At 46.8% G+C, this 22,247-nt stretch carries 17 protein-coding genes; all 17 read right to left on the bottom strand.

The annotated features are described in order from the left end of the window. Positions 1-1,020 carry a sugar phosphate isomerase/epimerase family protein gene (locus tag A4V09_RS02090; protein WP_065540878.1) on the bottom strand — a complete coding sequence of 340 codons (1,020 nt, stop codon included), beginning with the start codon at positions 1,018-1,020 and terminating at the stop codon, positions 1-3. A 12-nt stretch (positions 1,021-1,032) separates the two neighbouring features. After that, complete coding sequence (locus A4V09_RS02085) at positions 1,033-2,148, bottom strand: Gfo/Idh/MocA family protein (RefSeq protein WP_065540877.1); 1,116 nt, start codon at positions 2,146-2,148, stop codon at positions 1,033-1,035. Further along, a complete protein-coding gene (locus tag A4V09_RS02080; protein ID WP_065540876.1) occupies positions 2,138-3,520 on the bottom strand; it encodes an MFS transporter in 1,383 nt (460 codons plus the stop codon). Before A4V09_RS02080 ends, A4V09_RS02085 begins: the two co-directional genes overlap by 11 nt. Before the next feature lie 267 nt (positions 3,521-3,787). Then, a complete protein-coding gene (locus tag A4V09_RS02075; protein ID WP_065540875.1) occupies positions 3,788-6,193 on the bottom strand; it encodes a GH39 family glycosyl hydrolase in 2,406 nt (801 codons plus the stop codon). Then, complete coding sequence (locus tag A4V09_RS02070) at positions 6,144-7,190, bottom strand: GIY-YIG nuclease family protein (protein ID WP_065540874.1); 1,047 nt, start codon at positions 7,188-7,190, stop codon at positions 6,144-6,146. Before A4V09_RS02070 ends, A4V09_RS02075 begins: the two co-directional genes overlap by 50 nt. A gap of 12 nt (positions 7,191-7,202) precedes the next feature. Beyond that, positions 7,203-8,252, bottom strand: a complete 1,050-nt coding sequence (gene rsmH, locus A4V09_RS02065) for a 16S rRNA (cytosine(1402)-N(4))-methyltransferase RsmH (protein ID WP_065540873.1) — start codon at positions 8,250-8,252, stop codon at positions 7,203-7,205. 71 nt (positions 8,253-8,323) lie between these two features. Beyond that, positions 8,324-8,755: a hypothetical protein gene (locus A4V09_RS02060; protein WP_157123435.1), complete on the bottom strand. Its 432-nt coding sequence runs from the start codon at positions 8,753-8,755 to the stop codon at positions 8,324-8,326. Then, on the bottom strand, positions 8,698-9,063 hold the full coding sequence (locus A4V09_RS02055; RefSeq protein ID WP_065540871.1) for a Gfo/Idh/MocA family oxidoreductase: 366 nt from the start codon (positions 9,061-9,063) through the stop codon (positions 8,698-8,700). Before A4V09_RS02055 ends, A4V09_RS02060 begins: the two co-directional genes overlap by 58 nt. A gap of 12 nt (positions 9,064-9,075) precedes the next feature. After that, entirely contained in the window at positions 9,076-9,456 is a 381-nt protein-coding gene (locus A4V09_RS02050) for a VOC family protein (protein WP_065540870.1), read from the bottom strand. Positions 9,457-9,776: 320 nt separating this feature from the next. Further along, on the bottom strand, positions 9,777-10,643 hold the full coding sequence (locus A4V09_RS02045) for an Rpn family recombination-promoting nuclease/putative transposase (RefSeq protein ID WP_065540869.1): 867 nt from the start codon (positions 10,641-10,643) through the stop codon (positions 9,777-9,779). Between the two features lie 125 nt (positions 10,644-10,768). Continuing rightward, on the bottom strand, positions 10,769-12,169 hold the full coding sequence (locus A4V09_RS02040) for a glycoside hydrolase family 32 protein (RefSeq protein ID WP_065540868.1): 1,401 nt from the start codon (positions 12,167-12,169) through the stop codon (positions 10,769-10,771). Positions 12,170-12,207: 38 nt separating this feature from the next. Continuing rightward, on the bottom strand, positions 12,208-13,044 hold the full coding sequence (locus tag A4V09_RS02035) for a carbohydrate ABC transporter permease (protein ID WP_242963920.1): 837 nt from the start codon (positions 13,042-13,044) through the stop codon (positions 12,208-12,210). Positions 13,045-13,046: 2 nt separating this feature from the next. Then, entirely contained in the window at positions 13,047-13,931 is an 885-nt protein-coding gene (locus tag A4V09_RS02030; RefSeq protein WP_065540866.1) for a carbohydrate ABC transporter permease, read from the bottom strand. 209 nt (positions 13,932-14,140) lie between these two features. Next, positions 14,141-15,478, bottom strand: coding sequence for an ABC transporter substrate-binding protein (locus A4V09_RS02025; protein ID WP_065540865.1), 1,338 nt, complete (start codon positions 15,476-15,478; stop codon positions 14,141-14,143). Between the two features lie 263 nt (positions 15,479-15,741). Beyond that, a complete protein-coding gene (locus A4V09_RS02020; RefSeq protein ID WP_065540864.1) occupies positions 15,742-17,343 on the bottom strand; it encodes a response regulator transcription factor in 1,602 nt (533 codons plus the stop codon). A gap of 13 nt (positions 17,344-17,356) precedes the next feature. Then, positions 17,357-19,144 carry a cache domain-containing sensor histidine kinase gene (locus A4V09_RS02015; protein WP_065540863.1) on the bottom strand — a complete coding sequence of 596 codons (1,788 nt, stop codon included), beginning with the start codon at positions 19,142-19,144 and terminating at the stop codon, positions 17,357-17,359. 7 nt (positions 19,145-19,151) lie between these two features. Continuing rightward, a complete protein-coding gene (locus tag A4V09_RS02010) occupies positions 19,152-21,977 on the bottom strand; it encodes a tetratricopeptide repeat protein (protein ID WP_065540862.1) in 2,826 nt (941 codons plus the stop codon). Positions 21,978-22,247 lie beyond the last annotated feature (270 nt).

Genomic DNA, 22,247 nt, shown 5'->3' with positions numbered 1-22,247 from the left:
TTACTCCTCCTTTCCCTCTATCTCTTTTAAACACTGTTTTATGAATGCAATCTGGGCTGCCACCTGTTCTTTTTCCACCATTGGTCTGCCGGGAAGTGTAAAGCGGTTCCCTTCATATTCCGATGCCACATACCCCTTGTAACCATGGTCATGGAGGTAGGTTAAAAGCCCTTTATAATCCATGGAATACTCCGGCCCCTCCTCTGTCATCTCGAACAGTTTGAAGTGGAAATGTTTGATATAAGGCATATATTCGTCCAGTACATCAAAGTCATAATTCTCATATCCGTCACACAGAGGCACAAACATTCTATCGTGCTCTGATTTGATGGCATCCTCCAGCTCTTTCGGATAGACAAAATTGTTCTCTCTTAAAACACGGTGCAGGTCCGTTCCCTTTTCAAACAAGGTGTCTATGTAATCAAACACCGCAGGGCTTGTACCGTTTACCGTCTCATATTCCCTTACCACCCGGGGGAACCGGCGGCAGAAAATGCCCGTATCAATGACAAGACCTATATATTTGCTGTCCAACCGCCGCATCTCATCAATAAATGCCTTTGTCTCAGGGATATCAAAAGCCATGCCTGCATGTACTTCCAAAGCCACCGACACGTCGTACTGTTCACAGAAGGGGAGCAGAGGCTCCAGCACCCAGTAAGGGACCATGGACACCAGACGGATCAAGCGGATCCCCAGCCTGTCTGCCTGTTTGATCTCTTTTACCAGAAGCTCCACACATTCCCTCTGGGTCAGGCTTCTGTTTTTGTACAGATTGGTGTTCAGAAATACATCTGCGATCACAGGTTTCAGACCGGTTTCGGCCAGGAGTGCATGCCATTCCGATACAGTCTCATCTGCAATATCCGGTGCATTTTCCAGCATCTGGTCCGGGAGGATCTCTATCCCCTCGGCCCCTTTCTCCTTAACAAAATACATGATATCCCTAAGGCTCATGCGTTTATTCAAATACTCGTCCTGTAAGCTGTAGAGGCTTACACAAGTCTTAATCTCTGACATATTCCTCTCTCCTTAATCCAGTTTGATCTCTTTTCCGGCTTTTGCGGATTTATAAATGGTATCCAAAATCTGTGTCACAACAAATGCCTGTTCCGGTTTCACCAGCGGCTCTTTGTCCTCCAGGATTGCCTCCAACCACTGTTTACACTCTTTCACCTCAGGGGAACCACCGCCGTTCCCCTCAAAAAATGCGATAGCGCCTGTATCGGATATATGTTCCTCCGTGAGCAGACCGCCTGTGGTCTCATTGAATACCAGGTCATATCCCTCCTGGCTCATCCCCCCAACCATCTCCGCACCTGCTTTTGTCCCGCACAGGGTTGTGGCAGCTTCCCTGGAGTCTTTCACATTCAGCGCCCAGGCAGATTCCAGAAAAATAGTTGCACCGTTTTCCATCTTCACATATCCAAACGCGGAATCTTCCACCTGGAAGGTTTCCGGGTCCCAGGGACCGAACATATTGCCCTCTGCTGCCTCCGGCAGATGGCCTAATTTTTCAAATACGGAGCCTGTCACCGTGGCCGGTTTGTAGTTATCCATACACCAAAGCGTAATGTCAAGCGCATGGGTTCCGATGTCGATCAGGGGACCGCCGCCTTGCTTTGCCTTATCAGGAAATACACCCCAGGTGGGAACCGCTCTTCTTCTGACTGCATGGGCCTTTGCAAAGTAAATCTCTCCCAGCTTCCCCTCGTCACAGGCCCGTTTCAAAGCCTGGGCATCTGTGCGGAAACGGTTCTGGTATCCAATGGTAAACTTCTTTCCGGATTTTCTCCAGGCATCCATCATCTTCTGTGCATCCTCGGTTGTAGCTGCCATAGGCTTTTCGCATAATACATGTTTTCCCGCCTCAAACGCGGCTGCCGTAATGGGGCAATGTGCTACATTAGGCGTGCACACATGCACCACGTCGATTTCCGGGTCTTTTAATAATTCCATATAATCTGTGTATACTCTTGCACCTTCTGCCCCATATTTCTTTGCTGCTTTCTCAGCTCTTTCCGCCTGAATATCGCAGAATGCCGCGATCTCACATTTGTCTGCCTGGGAAGTAAGAGCCGGAAAATGCTTCTGGTTTGCAATCCCCCCGCATCCGATCACTGCTACCTGTAATTTGTTATTTTTCATGATTTATTTCCTCCTGTTTTGCTTTTTCTCTTAATTGTCCACGGATATGGTCCGCGTCTTTGTCACTCATTTTCCAAAGCAGACATGCTGCCGCTGCAAGGAAAAAGATAATAGCCGGAATCAGATTGACTACGATATTGATTCCTCTCATGGCCTGGGTGGTCTGCTGTGCATTGGCAACGTAACCGAAGAATCCCAAGAGAAGGACTCCCACCGCACCGCCGATGGCATTTCCTATTTTTGTTGCCAGTCCGTATGTAGCATAGGCAGTCCCGTCTGTGCGGATGCCTGTTTTCAGTTCCATATAGTCCACAGAGTCAGCCACCATGGAAAGTGTCATGGGAAAACCAACGTTGAACAGACCGAAGATCCAGCATCCGGCAAGTACCATTTTCATGTTGTCAAAGGGTGCAAAATAGATGACCAGAAGACCAATCCCCTGCACCATCATGGAGCCCATCAGCACATTCCTCTTGCCGAATTTCTTGGCTGCTGCCGGCACAAACAGGGAGCCTATAATGCCGCCGATGGATGGAATGGTCATGATCAGTGCTATCATGGTAAAAGACCCCAGACAGTAGATCACATAGTACGCTGTCACTGCGATCCTCCCCATAAATGCTGTCATCTGCAGGGTCATAATAAGGGTGACGATCATCAGATACTTGTTTTTGATCAGGTTGTTGATGGTATCTTTAAAGGAAAATTTCTGTACGCCTGAAACCGGCTGAACATTCTCTTTTGCAGTGAAAAATACCATCAAAAACAGAGGAATGGATATACATCCGTAGATCACTGCTGTCATCATATATCCATGTCCGTCTGCCACCTCCGCACCGGCGCCTGAAAATTTCAGCAGCAGGGTGGCGGAACAGGCATTGACGATCACCATGCCAAGATTCATACCGATATTTCTTGATGTATTGATCTGGTTTCTCTGATCTGCATCCTCCGTCATGACGCCTGCCAAGGCCCCATACGGGATGTTCGTCAGCGTGTATATCATTCCTGCCACTATATAAGTGACTGCCGCCCAGATAATTCCCGCTTTGGTACTTCCTCCAAAGGGATTGGTAAACGTCAGCACTCCCATAATTGCCAGAATGGGGCAGCCAAACGCTATGTACGGCCTGAAGCGCCCGAATTTTGAGCGTGTCCTCTCAGCTATAGCCCCCATCATGGGATCATTCACCGCATCCCAGATACGTGCCCCCATCATGATCACGGAAACAACAACCGGTGCCAGACCTACCACATCCGTATAAAACACGGTCAGGTAGGAACCCACAAAAGTCCAGACAAACTGCGATGCCAAATCCCCAAATCCGTAGCAAATGACTGCCGCCTTAGATGCTCTTTTCTTATATTCCATCGTTTTTCTCCTTTTCAGTAATGAGCCTGCTTAACCCGGTCTGCCCGGCCCCAAGAGATATCTCTGTATTTCATGGTTTAACTATACAGGTTTTTTGGCATCCGTACCTTTCTCTGTTTTCGTATAATCGGTCGTTTATTGCGTCTTCCCGTTCTCTTTTTTCTTCAATGCAACAATTGTACTATAAATATTGCGCTAAAATCCCTCAAAAAAGCCAGCCCATAAAATTTATGGACTGGCTTATCCTGTCTTAGAGCGTGTTCCTCCTTATGCTAAATCCTGATAGATATGGATCATGGAAATTTCATGTTCCTGTAAAGTCACATTAAACTTCAGTCTGCCTTTTACCGTTTCTCTTTTCTCCATACTCAAGCCCGGAATGCAGGTTTCCCGTAAATACTTTACATCACTGCCGTCCAGGTCATTTTCATACTGGAATCTCTTCCATTGGCTGAGAATACTGCCCTTCTCCCGGTTGACTGTCCGCCTTTTGATGATAAATTTCTCATTGACAGGCATATCTTCCAGCTCGATCTCCAGCTTTACGGTCTGGTCATCTTCAAATATATCTGCCAGAACTTCCGGGTTTTGAATATTTTCGTCCCGCAGAAAATAGTTGCTGCTATACCATTTAAAATTAAAACAGATCATATAGAAGCTTTGTTTTCCTTTTCTGGTGATAATATAATGGCTCCCCTTAGAAAGAAGCGTATCCCCCAGTTCATTCATAAACTGAAGGGCAAAATATGCGGGTTTACGGATACTATCCTTTGTGAGGATCCCGCTGCCGCCGTTTGCGATCCCTACGGTATCGTAATAGCTGCTCACCCAGTCAGAACCCATCCAAATACTGATAAGATCCACCGAATCCCCTATCTCTGACAGCTTTCGCGCAATATAGGCAGCCCGGAAGCAGCTGTCATTGAGATAATTTCTGTTTGAGATGGAATTATTCCATTCTGTGATATAAAGCCTGCATTTTGAAATATCCAGACTGTCCAAAATCCCCCGCATCATCTCTATCTGCTCTGTTTCAAAGTTCTCTCTCACTGCCCGTTTATATACAATAGTCCCGCCCGTCTCCTTCGTCTCATAGGGAAACAGGAGAAAGGACACAAAATCCGGCACACAGTCATTTTCCACACAGAGCGTCAGAAATCTTTTCAAAAACACCTGGTCTTTTTCAATGATCCCCATAGGCCCGCCAACCTGGGCATCCCTTACAACAGTCTTTATCACTCCATGTGCATACCGGAAAACCTGGAAATAATCATATCCCTCCCCCTGGTAGTAAGGGCTGTTCCGCTCATGGTTACTGTCCCTGGAAAGTTCAAAGATCCACTGGCTGACTTCCTCCTTGCCATAACGTTTCACGATATGGTGAATAAAATCTTTCAACTGGGCTTCCCATATTTCCCTGGACCGGAAATCAATGTATTCCTCCTCATAGAAAATGGACTGTCCTTCTGATTTGATGGCCGTGTCCGGTCTTCTTCCCAAATCCAAAAACGGCAGGGCATGGTGGGATACCAGGAAGTCCAGAACTACATCCAGCTTATCATAATTATAACTGCCGGACCTTTTTCCGTCGCTTATCATCAGTTTCCTGGAAAATACATTCCAGACTCTCACATACCGGTATCCAAGCTGTTCCATCAGATACAGTGTATGATACTGCAGGTTCGCCAGTGTCAGGTTATATACAGAGCCAATGTTCAAAACTCTGTTCCAATTCTTTCTGTAAGGAACCCCCTGCTCCGCATCCGCAGCCACAGAAATCCTGCCTGCCGGGGAAAACTTTTTTTCTACTATCTGTTTTTCTTTCAATTCCCGGAGCAGTTCTTCCCGCAGCTTCCTGTCCCGGTCTTCTTTTTCCTGTGCCTGTGCTTTTTTCTGACGTCTGTAATCCGAGGGGGATAGCCCGTAAATATCACGAAATGCTTTGTTGAACACAGAGGGGTTGGAGAAACCGCATTCCACAGCTATCTTGGTAATATTGCTGTCTGAATACAGCAGTTCCTGCATGGCATACCTTACACGGACGTTTTTCACATAATCTGCGAAATAGATACCTGTCTGCTTCTTAAAAAAACGCGACAGTGTGGCAGTGGATACAAACATACGCTCTGCCAGTTCAGACAGACTCAGGCTGTACCGGAAATTTCTGCTCACATACTGAAAGATCTGCTGCAGCCTTACATCATTGTCCGCATTGCTCATATTTTCCATATTACTGTCCAGCCGGTAGTTCTCAATGAGGCAATCCAGAAGTTTATACAGCAGACTCTTTAGGAGGCATTGGGTGCTGTGCGTCTGTTTTACATACTGATACATCAGTTCTCTGCATATCTTTCTAAGCGCTTCATAATTGCGCTCTGTGTCATTCACACTGTTGCATATAAAGATGTAGTTTTCATTTTCCATGACCTCTGACAGGATCTCATAAGAATATCTGACACAGCAGAAGATGGTATCCTGAGATGCCTCCAGGCTGTGGGTAACCCCGGAATTCATCAGGATCAAATCTTCTTTTTTCAAATGATACCGCTTATCCCCGATTTCCGCAGTCATATTCCCTTGGATGACGAAAATAAGTTCCATCTCCGGATGGAAATGTGGGGACTCATGGATACCTTTTACTATTTTCAGATTCCGGTCCGTGTTTGTGCTCATATGGTTCCTCATTTCTGTTTATGTCTGCCGTGCTTTTTCCTATGTAGGTAATGGCTTTTTCATCCGCCTCCGAAAGTTCCGTATATACAATAGAACGGTAATCCAAGCTTTCTTTTTCCGATACCTGCTGTCCCGGACTGTCTGCTGTGTTCTCTGTTTCCTTGATCAACCGGTTTTTTTGGCGCCTGCTATTCTCCGTGGTTTTCCGGGAATGGATGACCAGTCCGTTCCGGATATAGAACAGTTTGTATCCCTCCTCCAGTGCCACCGTATAAATGATATCCCTGCTTGTCAGCTCCCGGTAAGCATGCAGACCTTTATCCAGATATCTCAGTTTCTCCGCCAAATCCCGGTACCGCACTGCCATCTCAAACTTCTGTTTTTCTGCGGCGTTTTGCATATGGGTTTCCACAGTCCGCAGAAATGCCTGCATCACAGAGGGGTTTTCGCATATTTTCTGCAGGATCCGGCGGTTAGAGAGAAAGCGCTCCTCTGACAGGATCTCCGGAAAAAGGTGGTAGGAAAAGTCTATGCCCTCCCCTTCTCCTTCCTCCAGCGGATACAGGTTTTGCATGCCATCCACAAGCTCTTCCAGGCTCCTCCGGCTCCTCACAGGTCCGTAACTGTTTTCTGTCTTTGTATAACTGACTGCCAGAGGGCTTTTCCTCCTGTCAGTTCCCAGTTCCAGATACACATACTTTTCATCTGACTTCATGATGACATTAAAATAAGGGCGTATCTGCTTGATCAGCCTGCACTCCAAAAGCATTGCCTCCAGGTGTGTATCCGTTACCGTATAATCCATATCCCGGATAAAGGGAGACATTTTTTTTGCTTTCTCCCACTTGGGTTCCGGTACAAAATAGGAGCTGACACGCTTCTTTAAACACTTGCTTTTTCCAATATAGATGATTCTGCCCTCTGCGTCCAGCATTTTATAAATACCGGGGGCGTCCGGGAGTTGTTTCAGCTTCTTTTGTATTATGTCTGTCAGCATGATCTTTTCCTGTTATGCTTTGATGGCCCAGCGCATTTTCGTAGACCTTGCCCGTGGATTTCTTCTGCATTCTTCCGCGGACGGCCGGATGACTTCTGTGGCCGTTTCTCTGTATATCCCTGCCTTACTCAACTGCTTGAAGGATTTTTTTACCAGTCTGTCTTCCCCTGAATGGAAGGTCAGGATTGCCGCACGCCCGCCTTCTGCCAGAACATCCGGCAGTTTTTCCAAAAATGCTTCCAGCACTTCAAACTCACTGTTCACATCTATCCGCAGCGCCTGAAAGGTCCTCTGGCAGGATTTTTTCACTGCCTCCTCCCTCTCCTTTTCGGGGACACGGCACAGCGCTTTCTCTATCACTCCCCGAAGCTGTGTGGTGGTGGATACATGGTTTCCTTTTTTTGATTCCTGCATAACAGCTCTTGCGATCTCCTTTGCATAAGGCTCGTCTGCATTCTCTATGAGCATTCCTTCCAGTTCTTCCTGGGTCACTTCTTCCAAACGCTGTGCTGCGGAAACGCCCTTTCCCGGGTTCAGCCTTAAATCTAAAGGACCGTCTGTTTTATAGGAAAATCCACGGTCCGGATTGTCTATCTGCATGGAAGATACGCCCAAATCCGCCAGAACAAAGTCAAACTTTCCCGCCTGCTCTGCCACCTGGTCAATGTCCGCAAAATTTTTCTGCAGAATGGTCAGGATCTCCGGGCCATACCCTTTTTTCTGCAGCCGCACTCTTGTCTTTTCCATCTCAATGGGATCCACATCCAGAGCGTAAATATGGCCTTTGGACTGCAGGCAATTCAGCATTTCCGACGTATGGCCGCCATAGCCCAGGGTGGCATCCAGTCCCCGCTGTCCCGGCTGTATCTGCAGAAAATCCAGAATCTCTTTCACCATGATGGAGATGTGCATTCCTGCCGGCGTACTGCCTTTTTCAATGACCTTTTGGATGGTATCCGCATATTTTTCGGGCTGCAGCTCTTTGTACTTTTCTTTATAATTTCTTGGGTGGGTGCCTTTGTAGCGGACACGGCGCTTATGCTGCTGTTCTTTATTTTCCATTGCTGTGTCTCCTTCTTAATATAAAATGGAAAGGATCTTCACGCTGCGCGCGATACTTGTCATGACTTCCTTTACCGTCTCTTTGCCCAGCTTGGGCTTTCTGTCTTCACGCTTTTCCCGGATTTGATGGCATTTCGGATCATCCAGTCCAGATACTGGTCCTGGCAGGCCTCCTCCAGGAAATAAAAGCTCTCCCCGCCGCATACATACCGGTGCATTTTCCAGACTGCATCCGCTACGGCGATCTCCTCATCACTGAGCCTTGGCCTTTTGAACGGGTTGGTGTACAGCCATTCCCCTGCTGCCTGTATCCCCTCGATCACAGGGGCACCCAGACCCTCATCTATCCCTGATCCGCTTCTCGTCATGGTGTATTCTACGGGGGTTTTATAATCTCTCAGACAGCGGATGGTATTGTTTTCGATTTCCCCTCTCTCTCCCCGGATCAACACTCTGCTGCCCCGGATTTTAGAAAAATACTGCTCCTCCGTGAAGTCAAACACACACCGTCCAGTGCAAAGGTTTCACTGAGCACATAAAACCCCAGTTCCGAAGCCCTTGCAAGCATCTCAGGCATCACCCCAGGTGAAAGACACATAACCAGGAATTCCACCTCATCTCTGCACGCTGCCATGGCATCCAGATCAGGCAGAACTTTAACACCCCACTGCTCTTCCAGTCGTTTCCCCTTTTCCGGGTTCCGCTCTACCACAATACTCACCTTTAAAAATTCCGGAAGTTCTTTTGCTGCTCTCAGGAAAAATTCAGCCCTCCAACCAGCACCCACGATACCAAATACTGCTCTCCTCATATATGTTTCCTCCTACAGAATCTCACAGAATTCGGTCCTTTCCTTGTTCGGCCCTTCAATAATAAAAAATTTTATTCCTTTTTCCCAGAAAGGAAGGCTGTTGATTCCAGGTGTGAGCATGGTATAACCCTCCTCCTTCATTTGCTGGTATAGCTCTTCCACATATTTTGTATCAAGGGCAAAATGGTCCACACTGCCGTCACGCCCCAGAGCGGCGCCGTTTTCATAAATCTCCAGTGTCAGGTTTTCATATCTGAGAAAAACCACAGTCTCTTTTCCGTTCTTTACCTGATAAATGTTTTCAAACCCCAATTTCTCATAGAACTCCAGGCTTTTTTTTATATCATTTGTTGGGATTCCCATGTGCTGCAGTCCTGTTACATAATTTTTCATCCGATGCATTCTCCTTTTTTATGTGATAGGTTACTGTTCCCTCTGTGACCGGCAGCGTAATGGCCTCACAATCTTCCTAATAATGTTTAGCGCTTCTGCACAAAATCAGGTTATATAATTTTGCAGAACACGCATTCATGTAGTTTTATACTATCATATTTTATTTAAACTGGCTATTAGAATTCCTCTGTCTGTTATTTGAATCTATAGTTGATGATAGGATTGGTTTTATGCCTGATACGGCATAGATTTGTAAGACAGGTTGCTGCAGGCAGATGATATGCCTGCAGCAGCCTCTTTATACTTTTTAGAAAAGCGGCTTAGATTTTATCCATTTCTTTCACAAAATCCGCCATGGATTCCGCGCGTGCTGCCAGTTTCAGATATTTTAAAAGAATATCCATATCCTGCTCTTTCAGAATTTTATTCCTGAGCTTCTCAGATACCGAACCTAAATCCTGCAGCAGAAGCAGAACGGATTCCGCTTTACCTTCTGCTTTGCCTTCCAGTCTGCCTTCCGCTCGTTCGTCTTTCAATAACTCTTCCAGCAACATAAACTTCTCCTCCATTTCCCGGCTGCTCCTGACATGTTCCATGAATTCCTGGATTTTTCGGATAAAGTCATCCTGATAATCCCGGACACTGTCTGTTAGATCAGACCTGACAAATTCAAGAAATTTAACCAGCTTTGGCGGTACCTCCGCCTCATTTTTTCCGCAGGTACTCAAAAAAATGGTGGTACTGCCGTCCCCAATGGGCAACCCGGTTTCCGCACAGGTGTTCCGGAAGGTATAGCGGTATTTTTTCTGTCCTAAGGGGTCAAAATCGCAGATAAAGATCACGTAGGCTGCGGGCAGTTTTCTGTAGTCCTCTCCGGTCAGCAGCAGTTCCATATCCATTTGGCTGTGATAGTATCTGGCTCTTTTTCCCATATGGGACTTTCGGGCAACCTGCATTTCTACATTATAATGGGTCCTGTTTTCATCCCGGGCGATAATATCAAGCCGTATGCCACGGTATTCCGGATGGTAGATCATGCTTTTCTCTTTACTGATCTCCACCTTTTCAATGGGAAACCCCACTGCCATTTCCAGGAAATCACGGCAGATCTCCTCATTTACCATTACTGCGCCAAACATAAAATTATCTTTAAATAAGAGTTGTGCCAGTTTTCTGTTTTGATTCATACATCTCCTCCGCACAGGCAGAGGAATTCTTATTTGATTATATCATGTAAAGGTCAGCATTTGCAAATTATTTATAGTAAATTAACTACTGCTTTGGAGAAATTTGCACCGGAACTGTGCTGATCTTATTTTTCTTTCCCTGACAGCCCTCTGGCAATGGAGATATTTCTGATCTCTGCCGTACCGTCCGTCACAAATATACTCAGTGCATCCCCCGGTTTTTCATAGATCCTGCTGTTAAGAGCCACCCCATTCACATACAATGTCACAATAGTGTCATCCAATATCATCCGCACATGATAAGTTTCACCTGCCTGAAGCGTAATAGGGCGTTCCAGCCCGATGTTCATACATCCGAACCAGGGCCAGTTTGGATTCTTTTCAAAGACATATTTGTTTTCCCCAACCGGGAAGATATACTGATAAGACTGTGCCGTCTCCTCATTTTCCAATACCCGGATTCCAAATGACCGGGTGCCTTCTGAAAATGTAATGTCCGCTTCAAAAGAATACAGTCCACCACATTCTTTTGCAAGTACCTTCTCCATTCTGGCATACGGACTTTCAAGCCTCACATCCGGGATACTCTCCCGTGTTCCGAATGCCTCCCATACGGTATCCGGTATCCTTACCCCTAAGCTTTTGTCTTGACGCTGATATACCTCATGGGCTACAAATGTGCCTGCCCACTCAAAATTTTTCCTGTCATCACAGTCCTCTTTTGTGGGCACCCAGCCAAACAGGATTCTCTGCCCGTTCAGACAAAAGGTTCTTCCCGCATAATACGCCCTTCCGTCAAAGGCATCATCCACGGGCGCGATCCACGGGCCGTCAAGGCTTCTGCTCATACGGTAGATGATCTTATTTTTATCGCTGTACTCGGAGATGATATGATACCACCAGTCCCCTATCTGAAACAGATCCGGCATTTCATGCATGGTATATAATCCCGGTGCCCAGAAGTCACCTTTAAATTCCCAGTTCTTCAAATCCTTTGAAGTGAATTTTACGGTGCGCCCTGTCTGCTCTGTTTTCGGTCCGATTTTTCTGGCGCCTAATATGAGCAGGTATTCCCGTGCCTCCTCATTCCAGATGACAAAAGGATCTCTCCAGTCATCCGGATCATACCCATCCTGGGGGCAGAATGTAAGTGCTTCCTGTGTCTTTGTCCAGTGATAAAGGTCATCACTCACCGCGTGCATCAGCACCTGGGAGGCCTTTCCCTGTGCCGGATAATCCCGGTTATAGCCTGTATAAAAGATGTGGAACTGCCCTTCTGCCTCAAACACACTGCCTGCGAAAATAAACTGGTCCTGCTCCTCGTCGGTTCCCCCCGGCACAGCCACACCGCAGTCCTCATACTTCACAAAATCTGAAGTGACAGCCAGGTCCCATCCGAAGGGTTCTCCGAAAGGGCCCGGTTTTCTGGTATCTCTCTGATGGTAAAGAAAAAATTTGTCCTTATACCCAAAAGGCATGCAGTCTCCAAACCAGGTTTCCGGAAATTGATAATAAAGCTTATTCATATTAAAATCCTCTCTTTCTCATAGTAAGCGGTGCCGTGTCAGCCCTTGACCGCCCCGGCGGTCAGTCCGCTCAGCATATATTTATTCGTAAAAAAATAAAACAGGAACGTTGGCAGCACTGTGACCGTGATAGCCGCAAACGTGGCACCCCAGTCTGTAGTCCCCATAAATCCCACAAAGTCATTCAGCCCCAGTGTCACGGTCTTCATGTCCGTAGAACGCGTAAAGGTATAGGCATTGATGAAGTCGTTCCAGGTAAATACCCCCTGCATGGTGGCCACGGTCAGGATGGAATTCGTAGACATGGGAAAAATGATCCGGAAGAATGTCTTCATGGGCGTACAGCCGTCAATGATGGCAGCTTCCACAATCTCATCCGGCAAAAATTTACTGAAAGAGTAAAAAAGCTGGATCGAATAGGAAAGGGAAAATGCAATCTGCGGAAGTATGATTGCCGGATATGTATTTAACATGTTCATTTTACTGAAGATCGTAAACAGGGGAATCAGTGCCACTTGAAACGGCAGCATCAGTCCCAGAAGGAAATAGGAAAGTATTTTTTTATTTCCCTTAAATTGGATCTTGCTCAGAGCAAATCCCGCCATAAAGCTTATCAAAAGCAGTGGAACCAGCACACCTACCGTAATGATGATGCTGTTCTTAAAGTAAGTCAGCATGGGGCTTGTGGTAAATACCTTGATATAATTGCTGAAATCAACCGCTCTCGGCAGGGCATAGGAAGCCAGGTGCCGGAAGTCATCGGTTGTCTTCATACTGGACATGATCACATAAAAGATCGGATATACCTGGAGGATCAGCAGCAGCCCCCCTGCCAGCACCTTGCATCCGGTAAAGATATTCTTTTTTGTCCTCATACTCATGCTTCCTCACCTCTTTCCGTAACTCTCCTGAACACAAACCCAGCCAGCAGGCAGATCGCCACGATCGCCATGGCTACTGCACTTCCATATCCGTATTTCATACTGGAAAATGCCTGTTTATACATATATGTGGACATAAGCTCCGATGAATTGCCAGGCCCTCCTTTTGTCAGGAGGAAGGAAATATCAAAGGAACGCAGAGAGCCGTTCAGCACCAGTACGCAGTTGGCAAGGATAACCGGCCTGATATACGGAATCTTCACATGTCTGTAAAGCTGCACCACATTGGTGCCGTCCATGATCGCAGCCTCCTCCAGTTCCCTCGGAACACCCATAAGCGCTGCATAAAAGATAACCATATAAAGCCCCAGATACTTATAACCTTCCACAAATGCCGCCACCAAAAGGGAAAGGGAATCATTGGAGATCCACTCCATATAGAGAAGATCCGCATTGAAAAATCCCAGCACAGAATTAATGACTCCGGGCGGTGTCACGGATAAAAGCTTTGTAAATATCTGGCAGATGGCTACGGAAGAAATCACCACGGGCACATAATACAAGGTCTGCAGTCCTGCTCTGAATTTTGTCACTCTGCTCAGAAATACAGCAAACAGCAGCCCGCCGAAAACCTGTATAAGTACACAGATCCCTGTGTAGATCAGCGTGTGTGCAGCGGCTGCCCAAAAGGTGGGGTCATTTGTAAATAACTGAATATAATTCTGCACCCCTAAAAAACTCTTTTCTCCCACGCCGCTCCAGTCAAAAAGGCTGTAATATCCCGCCCAGACTACAGATACTACCACAAACAAGGTATACACAAGAAAGGCCGGCAGCAGGAACATCATAATTACTTTTTTACGTCCAAACGACTTTTGCATACTATTATCCTTTCTCTGTCATGTGCCGAAAAACATAACCGCTTTACCATTTCCTTCGCGACGGGCCGGATGCCTGCTGCCCCCACGCATTCATACGGTCAGCGCTGTGAATGCGCAGACCTGTCTGAACTGTTGCGAACAATCATGCATTTCGGCATTTCAAGACAGAAAAGGAGACAGGTGCCGGAAACACCTGTCTCCTGCAATTCTTATTTCCTGTTATTGATGATAAACTGGTCTGCTGCCGCCTCAAATTCTTCAGGCGTTTCCTTACCCTGTGCCAGTTTCTGCTGCTCATCCACCAGATTTGTCAGAGTAGCGGAATCCAGCTTGTCATCCCAGGATACCCAGGCGTCTGTAGCCGTCTCAAATAATGGCTGCATATCATAGAACATCTGGTCTAAGCCCTCTGGGATCTCATCATTGAAGGGTGAGAAGACTTTAGCATCGTTATAACAGGAATCCGAATAATTTTCGCACATATACCGGAATAACTCCTTCATAGTATCATCATAGGTCTGGGCATTGAAGGCTGTTCCGAATCCACCGTGAATGGGGATATTGGTCTCCATATTCTCCTGGCCTTCCACATCCGGTACCGGGAAAAATCCAAGCTCACCGTTGCTGTACATCTCACTTGCCTGTGAGATCTGACCGGATCCGCTGTACCACATACAACCTGTGCCGCCAAAGAACAGATCCGTGGCTGCCGTGTAGTCTGTGCTCAAAAATCCACCCTGGAAATATCCTTCTGTTCCCAGTGTATAAAGCAGGTCCACACCCTCTTTAGCCGCAGTATTTTCAGAGAAAGTCTCCTTTTTGCCAATGTAATCCATAATAAACCGGTCTTTTGTCATACGCCACGGCGCAAAGGAGAGATATCTCATAAGCTGCCAGTTCTCTTTCCCTGCCACAATAAGCGGAATCTCTTCCTTCTCCTTTAACGTCTGGCAGACACTCAGGAAATCATCCCATGTTTTCGGCACCTCCAGATCATATTTCTCAAAGATATCCTTTCTGTACAGGAAAAATTCACAGTTCAGACTCTCCGGAAACAGATATACATTTTCATCCTCCGCATCCTTGAAAAAGTCATACACAGCCCCGTTCATATCATCTTTCATGCCGATACGTTCCAGTTCATCCCCAATATTCACAATGGCATTGATATCCTTAGCCGCTTTAGACAGGGCGCCATTGGCACAGCCGTAAATGTCAGGCAGCGCATTGCTGTTGATATAAAGCTGCAGCTTTGTCACATAGTCCGCATCGCTGCTCACAAGCTCAAATTCAGGCGCTTCCAGCCCTTTCTCCTCACTGAAATCTGTCAGCAGCTTTTTCAGGATAATGTACTTTGTGGATGTCTCACTACAGCGGAGAAGCGCTGTTATCTTCTTCCGCTCCCCGGATGACTTCTCTCCTGCATCTGAAGTTTTCTTCACTGACGCTCCGGTCTGGGAGCTTCCCTCCCCTCCGCACCCTGCGAGCAGTGTGGAAACTCCCATCACTCCGGCCAGTGCCAGTGCTGCCATCTTTTTTGCTTTCATACTTTTCCTCCTTTGAAATACCATTTCTTTGTTGTTATGCTTATATTATAAATATCCCCGCAGAAAATCCATATGCAAAAATATGGTAAAAACCGGACATATGGAAACGAAACCATAAAAAAAATGCGCACTCCCTCTTTTGTTTGTGCGCATTTTTTCTATTTCTGTTATGCTCCATCCGCGGCGCTACGACTAGCTTTGCAGGCGTGCTCCTGGCGTAGATAGCGGGTGTTGAATTCACTGGTATTCGGCTGGATGGCGCATTATATTCTGCGGTATACATTGGGAGTCACCCCATATTTTTTCTTGAATACCCGGATAAAATAACTCAGGTCATGGTAGCCCACTATTTCCGCCACCTCGTAAATTTTATACCTGTTCTCTGAAATAAGCTGTTCTGCCTTTACAAGCCTGCAGTCCAGCAGGATTTCCAGAAAGCTTTTCCCTGTATTGTTCTTCAGCAGCCTGTTGATATATGTCTTGCTGATCTTAAAATACTCGGCAAGGAAATCCAGGGAAAGGTCCTCCCTGTAATGTTCCTCTATATATTTTAAAATACGCTGTGCTGTCTGCTGGTTCCGGTCCAGTTTAACCCCTCTGTTCTGGTCTCCCAGAAAACTCAGGGACTTTTTCAGATAGTCCAGCAACTCCCGTCGTGTATGGCAAGAAAACATCTTCTCAATACTCTCGGTCAGTACGGAGGTCTTTTCCACAGCAGACCGGAATTTCTGGGATTCGTGCCCAAGATACTGAAAACAGCTTATCAAAAGCTCCATGGCAGCATACCGCATAACGTCCAAATCATCACAGCCCTCGAATATCTGTCCTGCAAAATTCTTAGCGGTCTCAATATTTCCTCTCGCAACTTCCGAAAATAACCGCTTCCGCTCTCCCTCTGTAATGTTCCAGGTATTTATCTGCACATCCGCCACATCAGTATATTCCAGAATGCTGGAACCTTCCCCCATATACACGCACTGCTCACAGGCTTCCACGGCCTGCTTGTAAGACATATTTACAGAATAGGGGTCAGTCCGGGCAAGGCTGATCCCAAAAGATATATCCCCCATGGTGATATCCTTTATATTTTTCTGGATCTCCTCACAGGCCTGCACACAATGGCTGACACAGTCCCTGCCGTCCACAGATCTTGGATAGACCACAATAAAACAGTATCCCAGAGTATCTGTCTCGGAATACACCTGTACACTGGTCTGTCTTAAGGATTCCTCACAGATATTGCATACCACAAAATCGTATAGTCCCGGTTCCATATCCGCTGCCTGCCCGCCTGCACAGTTCTGCATACGGGCGTAGACAAAAACATACTGCTCCATTCTGATGCCCAAAAGTTCCATACGCACAGCCATATCCCCGGGGCCTTGCAGCCTGCCGTATATCAGATCAGAGATGAGCTTGCTCCTCACCAGGGGCAGGGTCTTCTGGTATTTCTTGCGCATTTCCGAATCATCTTTTTTCTTCTTATTTCGCAGGCGGATGCGGCTGCAGACTTTTTCGATCACTGCATGCATTTCTCTGAAATTCACAGGTTTGAGCAGGTACTCGCAGACCCCGATACGCAGGGCCTGCTGTGCAAAAGAGAAATTATCATAGCCTGTCAGCAGGATGATCTCTGTGTCCGGATCCTCCAGTTTTATCTGCTTGGAAAATTCCAAACCATCCATTCCCGGCATTTTTATATCACTCAGTATAATATCCGGATGATGCTTGGCTGCAAGCGCCAATCCCTCTGCCCCATCTCCAGCGCTTCCCACCACACAGCAGCCGTAGGATTCCCAGGGAAAGGAACATAATCCGTCCAGTATAATATATTCATCATCAAGAATCAGAACTTTCAAGTCCATTTTCAGGTCTCCTCTACACTAAATTTTCTGCACGTACATAGACTTCCTCCGGGTCCATCTGAAAGGGGATCCGTATTGTGATACAAGTCCCCTCCCCCGGACTTGACCGGATGGTCAGTCCGTACCCTTCCCCGAACAGATATTTCAACCTCTGGTGTACTGCGTAGACACCCAGCCCTGTATGGGCGGTATTGATATCCTGCCTGTCTGTGCTGCCCGGCTCCATAAGAAGTGCCTTCCTGGTCTTCTCTGTCATTCCCACGCCTGTGTCAGATACGCAGATCAGAACGTTTTCCCCTTCCCTGTGCCCTTCCACCGTAAGCTCCGCTTTCTCTCTGCTCACCTCAACACTGTGCACAATGGCATTTTCCACCAGGGGCTGAATGGTAAGCTTGGGAATGAGCTGCTGACAGATTTCAGGGTCTATATCAAATACCACCTCAAACCGGTCACGGTACCGTGTCTTCTGGATATAAAGGTAATCCTTCACATACCGAAGCTCCTTTTCCACGGTAAAAACAGCTTCCTTATTATTGATACTGATACGGAGCAGACTGCTGACTGCGCTGACCATATGGCATATGTCATCCCTGCCTTCTTTATGAGCCATCCAGTTGATGGTATCCAGGGCATTATACAGAAAATGGGGATTGATCTGGGCCTGGAGTGCCTTAAATTCCATTTCTTTGTTCAATACACGGCTGTGCGCAATCTCCTCCAGCAGTTTTTCCACCTTCTGAATGGTGGAGTTAAACACCTGGTTCATCTCTCCGAATTCATCCTTGCGCTCCTCTTCCAGACGGACCTTGAAATCCCCGTTTGAAAATTTTTTCAGTGCCCCCACCGTACTTCTAATAGGGCGGACAAGAAAATAAGACATAATACCTGACAGGGCAAGACTCAGCAGAATGCCCAGCACTGCCGCCACAGCGGTTCCGGTCTGCAGCGGCATAATGGATTTACTGATCTCTTTGTCCGGAAGGATTCCTATGGTTTTCCAGCCTGTGTACTCTGAGACTTGATAAACCACCTGATAAGCGGCGTTGTCCATTTCATACCGGAAGGAATCATCCCATTTTACAAACAGATCGTCCGCCCGGTCTGTTAGTTCTGATCTCTCCCCCAGTATGATCTCATTGTTGTCATCCAAAAGGATCATCTTTCCTGAGGACGCGAAATCCACATTGTGCTGTATACGCTCCAGGGCGGACAGGCGGATGGAGGTGCGCAGGACTCCCAGGGACTGCATGGACAAAATGTCCTTGATCTCCTTCATCACCTGCAGACTGCCGCTTGTCCCAATGTCATTGACACAGACAATAGCGCCCATGCGTTCCCGGGCTGTCTGCTTTAATTCTTCCGTATTTGGCAGATCCGGTGCCTGATAGAGTATGGAGCAGAAATATTCCTTTCCGTTTTCTCCGTATATCTCCATGTCTTCCATATGGATACTGTTGAACATCTGGACCATCAGCCGTTTTAATTTTCTGGTCCCGCTGTAATAGCCCTCCTCGTCCTCCCCCGGCCTGCCGTATACCAGTTCCTCCTGCACCGTAGGATTAAATGCCAGATAATCCAGCTTATTATATACTAATTTCATAAACGAATCGTAATTCTCGGATATCTGCTTAATGGTCTCCTCTGTCTGCATCACTGTCTTTTTTAGAATGATCTCAGATGCGATATAGTATGTAATGCCTCCTGAGATCAGAGATATGAGCAGTGTGACCAGCAGGCAGGATAGGAACATCTTGCCGAATATCCGCATATCCTTCATTCTTTTTTTGATCTGTGGTATCATTTTTATCTCACCTCAATACTTTTGCTGCCTTCAGCCTGGCTCTTGTCTCCTCCAGCATCTTAAGTTCCTCCGCTGTCATATCCTTCTGTGAAAATATCCCGGCCATACGGAAATGCTCCAGCGCTTTGTCCTCCTCGTTTCTGGACAGGGCGATCACGGACATGCAGCATTCCCCCACCGAACGGAGCCAATAGGTGCCGAATTCCTCATAGATTCTGGCACTTTTCTTAAAATACCGCTCTGCCTCCTCATACTTCCCCTGCAGATACAAAATATAGCCGTAATCTTCATAGAACAGATCCAGGCTTTTTATCACCCGCTTTTCCCGGCAGAGACAAATTGCTTTCTCCATGATCTTTCCGGCCTTTTCATATTCTCCCCGCCGCCTGTAAATAAGGGCCAGATAGTCGTAAGCACCAGCCACATTAAAATAATTGGCCCGTTTCATCTTCGGACTTTCAAATAGCTGGATGGATAAGAGCAGCAGATGTTCCGCCCTGTCATACTCTTCTTTCAGAATATTACAATACCCCTCCAGCCGCAGCAGCACCCCTCTTTCTCTGGCATACGCTTTCAGGTTCTCTGTGGATTTTGCTTCCTTCAAATACGTTTCCATCCATTCCACACTGCCTTCCTTCAGGCCGTAGCAGATCAATTCCACATAGCCTTTCAAAAGCATATCCGTCCGTTCCAGCTCCCCGGCACGATCCATCATCTTCTGGATACACACGATCCCCTGCTTCCGTTTGCCGTCTCTGGTCAGAGAACGCCCCGCAAGAAAATCAAGTACCATATGGAGTTCTTCATAATTCCGGAATTCCACCTCATCCTCCATGGCTTCCAGGCGCTGGGTATATTCCTCCATATCCTGGTAGATCCTCTCCCTGTCAAGCCTTATACTGTTTCTTGTATCCTCGTCATTGACCACTGTGGGAAAAAATTCATCATAATAGTCCAATACATACTGCAGATTCATAATGTCATAGTAAAGCTTCTCATATTCACAGTCTGTAAAACCGTAATGGTACCGAAGTCCGGACAGATAGAAATATACGCTTCTGTTCTTTTGGTATATCTTTTCATAATACCGGATCGCCAGTTTGTGCAGTTCCAGGCGTTTAAACTGGGAAGTGCGCTCATAGATCATGTCCCGGACCATTTTCTCCCGTATCTTCAACATTCTGCGCTTTCCTCCGCCTGTCTCGGCAAGCAGCCTTCTGCGCATGAGAAAATCCAGGATTTTCATTATCTTCACAGAGTTCTCCCCCAGAATACTGCCAAGCTGCTGTACATCCGTCCCGTGCTCCATCACGGACAGATATTCCAGATACTCATACTCTTCCTGGCGGAAACCGGAAAACATCCGCTCCAGGGTTCTCTCCGTCTCCGGCAAAAACCGAAAATATACTTCTGCTCCCACACGGATATTTTCCGCCACATCCTTCAAAAACCTGAGATTTCCTCCGGTATATTCATAGATACTGTGGGAGGACAGTTTTTCCGGAAACCTTTCTTCCAGTGCGTCCACCAGATACGCCCTGCTCTCCTCCTCTGTCAGATGATGCAGTCTCACCACCCGGACCCGTGAAACAGACTCCAGACGCGCCAGAAGCTGTGGCTGCGCCTGAAAATTCGGACAGTATTCCATCAGAATAAAAAAATCCCTCCTGTAACGCTCAAAAAAACAGGAGATAAGCAGGTTGAGGCTCTGCTCATCCACAGACTCCATGTTTCTGAGAAGCAGAATATAATCGCTGCCCTTTCTTCTCACAGCCTTCATCATGGTTTCCAGCCGGTTCCTGTAACAGATGTCACTGTTCCCACCAAAAAACTCCATATTTTCCTGGGGAAGGGCAATGCGGCACCTGTCACAGACCTGCTCCATGACTTTCTCCAATGCCAGATATCTGACCTGCTGGTCTGATACCTGAAATTCCACGGAGATGACTTTTGTATCCATACTCTCTATAAAAGTTTTCAGGACCATGGATTTCCCCATGCCCACACTTCCGCAGAGAATGCACATATCCGCCTCCTCTCTGCGGCTGTACTTAAGATACTCCTTTGAAAGTTCCGCCACAGCCTGCAGGTGTCCTCCGTAGAGACAGCCGTCCCCTTCCTCCCGCCGCCTTTTGCGCATGAACAGAATTTTTTCGTACTGGTCTTTTGTGCGCGGTTCCGGCTCCACACCCACGTCTTTTCTCAGCGCCTCCGCAAATCCGGTATAGACCAGCACCGCCTTATTATAATCCCCCCGGGCGGCGTAAATCTGCATCAGCGCGCAGCAGGCCATTTCCTGATAGGGGTCCAGCAGCAGTATTTTTCTTGCATATCCTTCCGCGGCTGTGAAATCCTCCCTCTCCATACACTTTTTCATAGCCGGCAGAAAACGGTCCACAAACAGTTTTTCATATACGTTCTGCATACTGCTCACCCATTTTTCAAATCCGGCACAATTCTTCAGATGAAATTTATCCAGGAAACAGCAGCTCTCCATCTGCAGCAGATATTTCTCTCCGTTATCCATGAGAAATACATCCGTATCCCTGGCGATCTCCACCGCCGGGTCCAGCTTGATATACTCCTTTCCCATGGTGACCAGCACCCCGTCCCCCAACAGGGTGCGCAGCTTATACAGACTGTTCCGCAGATTGCGCCTTGCTCCCTCCTCATTCTGTTCCTCCCAGAGCAAGGCTGCCAGCTCGTCCCTGGAACAGCTCTCATTAAAAAGAAGATATAAAAGCAATGCCTGGATCTTTTTCTGCGGAATCATCACATGGGTGCCATCCCTGATAATCTCAGATTTTCCCAAAAAACGAACTGTAATTTTCATCTCTCCGTCTTTCCCCTTTACTGATAAAATTTATGCCCCATAAACTTTGTTAATTTTTTCGCATTTAGATATCTGCCTTACATTATATCTGAATTTTCCCGTTCCGTAAAGAAATCATGCAATCGTCATCCTAAACATCTCCTCCCTTTTTACTTTTTCTTGTTAAAACTTTAATTTGCCCATAATGTCAAGTCGAAAAGTGACGAAAAACTGACAGAAGCAGTCTATAATTAAGAAAATCATATATGAAGAAACTATATAAAAAGAGGA

The sequence above is a fragment of the Blautia pseudococcoides genome (assembly GCF_001689125.2).
In the GTDB taxonomy this organism is placed as follows: Bacteria; Bacillota; Clostridia; order Lachnospirales; family Lachnospiraceae; genus Blautia; species Blautia pseudococcoides.
The sequence above is the reverse complement of the archived record's forward strand: the minus strand, read 5'-3'. Positions and strand labels throughout refer to the sequence as shown.

What these genes read in the sequence shown, in the direction of transcription:
- A4V09_RS02090 (WP_065540878.1), bottom strand. Translation starts at nt 1,020, where the DNA reads ATGTCAGAGATTAAGACTTGTGTAAGCCTCTACAGCTTACAGGACGAG.
- A4V09_RS02085 (WP_065540877.1), bottom strand. Translation starts at nt 2,148, where the DNA reads ATGAAAAATAACAAATTACAGGTAGCAGTGATCGGATGCGGGGGGATT.
- A4V09_RS02080 (WP_065540876.1), bottom strand. Translation starts at nt 3,520, where the DNA reads ATGGAATATAAGAAAAGAGCATCTAAGGCGGCAGTCATTTGCTACGGA.
- A4V09_RS02075 (WP_065540875.1), bottom strand. Translation starts at nt 6,193, where the DNA reads ATGAGCACAAACACGGACCGGAATCTGAAAATAGTAAAAGGTATCCAT.
- A4V09_RS02070 (WP_065540874.1), bottom strand. Translation starts at nt 7,190, where the DNA reads ATGCTGACAGACATAATACAAAAGAAGCTGAAACAACTCCCGGACGCC.
- rsmH (WP_065540873.1), bottom strand. Translation starts at nt 8,252, where the DNA reads ATGGAAAATAAAGAACAGCAGCATAAGCGCCGTGTCCGCTACAAAGGC.
- A4V09_RS02055 (WP_065540871.1), bottom strand. Translation starts at nt 9,063, where the DNA reads ATGAGGAGAGCAGTATTTGGTATCGTGGGTGCTGGTTGGAGGGCTGAA.
- A4V09_RS02050 (WP_065540870.1), bottom strand. Translation starts at nt 9,456, where the DNA reads ATGAAAAATTATGTAACAGGACTGCAGCACATGGGAATCCCAACAAAT.
- A4V09_RS02045 (WP_065540869.1), bottom strand. Translation starts at nt 10,643, where the DNA reads ATGAATCAAAACAGAAAACTGGCACAACTCTTATTTAAAGATAATTTT.
- A4V09_RS02040 (WP_065540868.1), bottom strand. Translation starts at nt 12,169, where the DNA reads ATGAATAAGCTTTATTATCAATTTCCGGAAACCTGGTTTGGAGACTGC.
- A4V09_RS02035 (WP_242963920.1), bottom strand. Translation starts at nt 13,044, where the DNA reads ATGAGGACAAAAAAGAATATCTTTACCGGATGCAAGGTGCTGGCAGGG.
- A4V09_RS02030 (WP_065540866.1), bottom strand. Translation starts at nt 13,931, where the DNA reads ATGCAAAAGTCGTTTGGACGTAAAAAAGTAATTATGATGTTCCTGCTG.
- A4V09_RS02025 (WP_065540865.1), bottom strand. Translation starts at nt 15,478, where the DNA reads ATGAAAGCAAAAAAGATGGCAGCACTGGCACTGGCCGGAGTGATGGGA.
- A4V09_RS02020 (WP_065540864.1), bottom strand. Translation starts at nt 17,343, where the DNA reads ATGGACTTGAAAGTTCTGATTCTTGATGATGAATATATTATACTGGAC.
- A4V09_RS02015 (WP_065540863.1), bottom strand. Translation starts at nt 19,144, where the DNA reads ATGATACCACAGATCAAAAAAAGAATGAAGGATATGCGGATATTCGGC.
- A4V09_RS02010 (WP_065540862.1), bottom strand. Translation starts at nt 21,977, where the DNA reads ATGAAAATTACAGTTCGTTTTTTGGGAAAATCTGAGATTATCAGGGAT.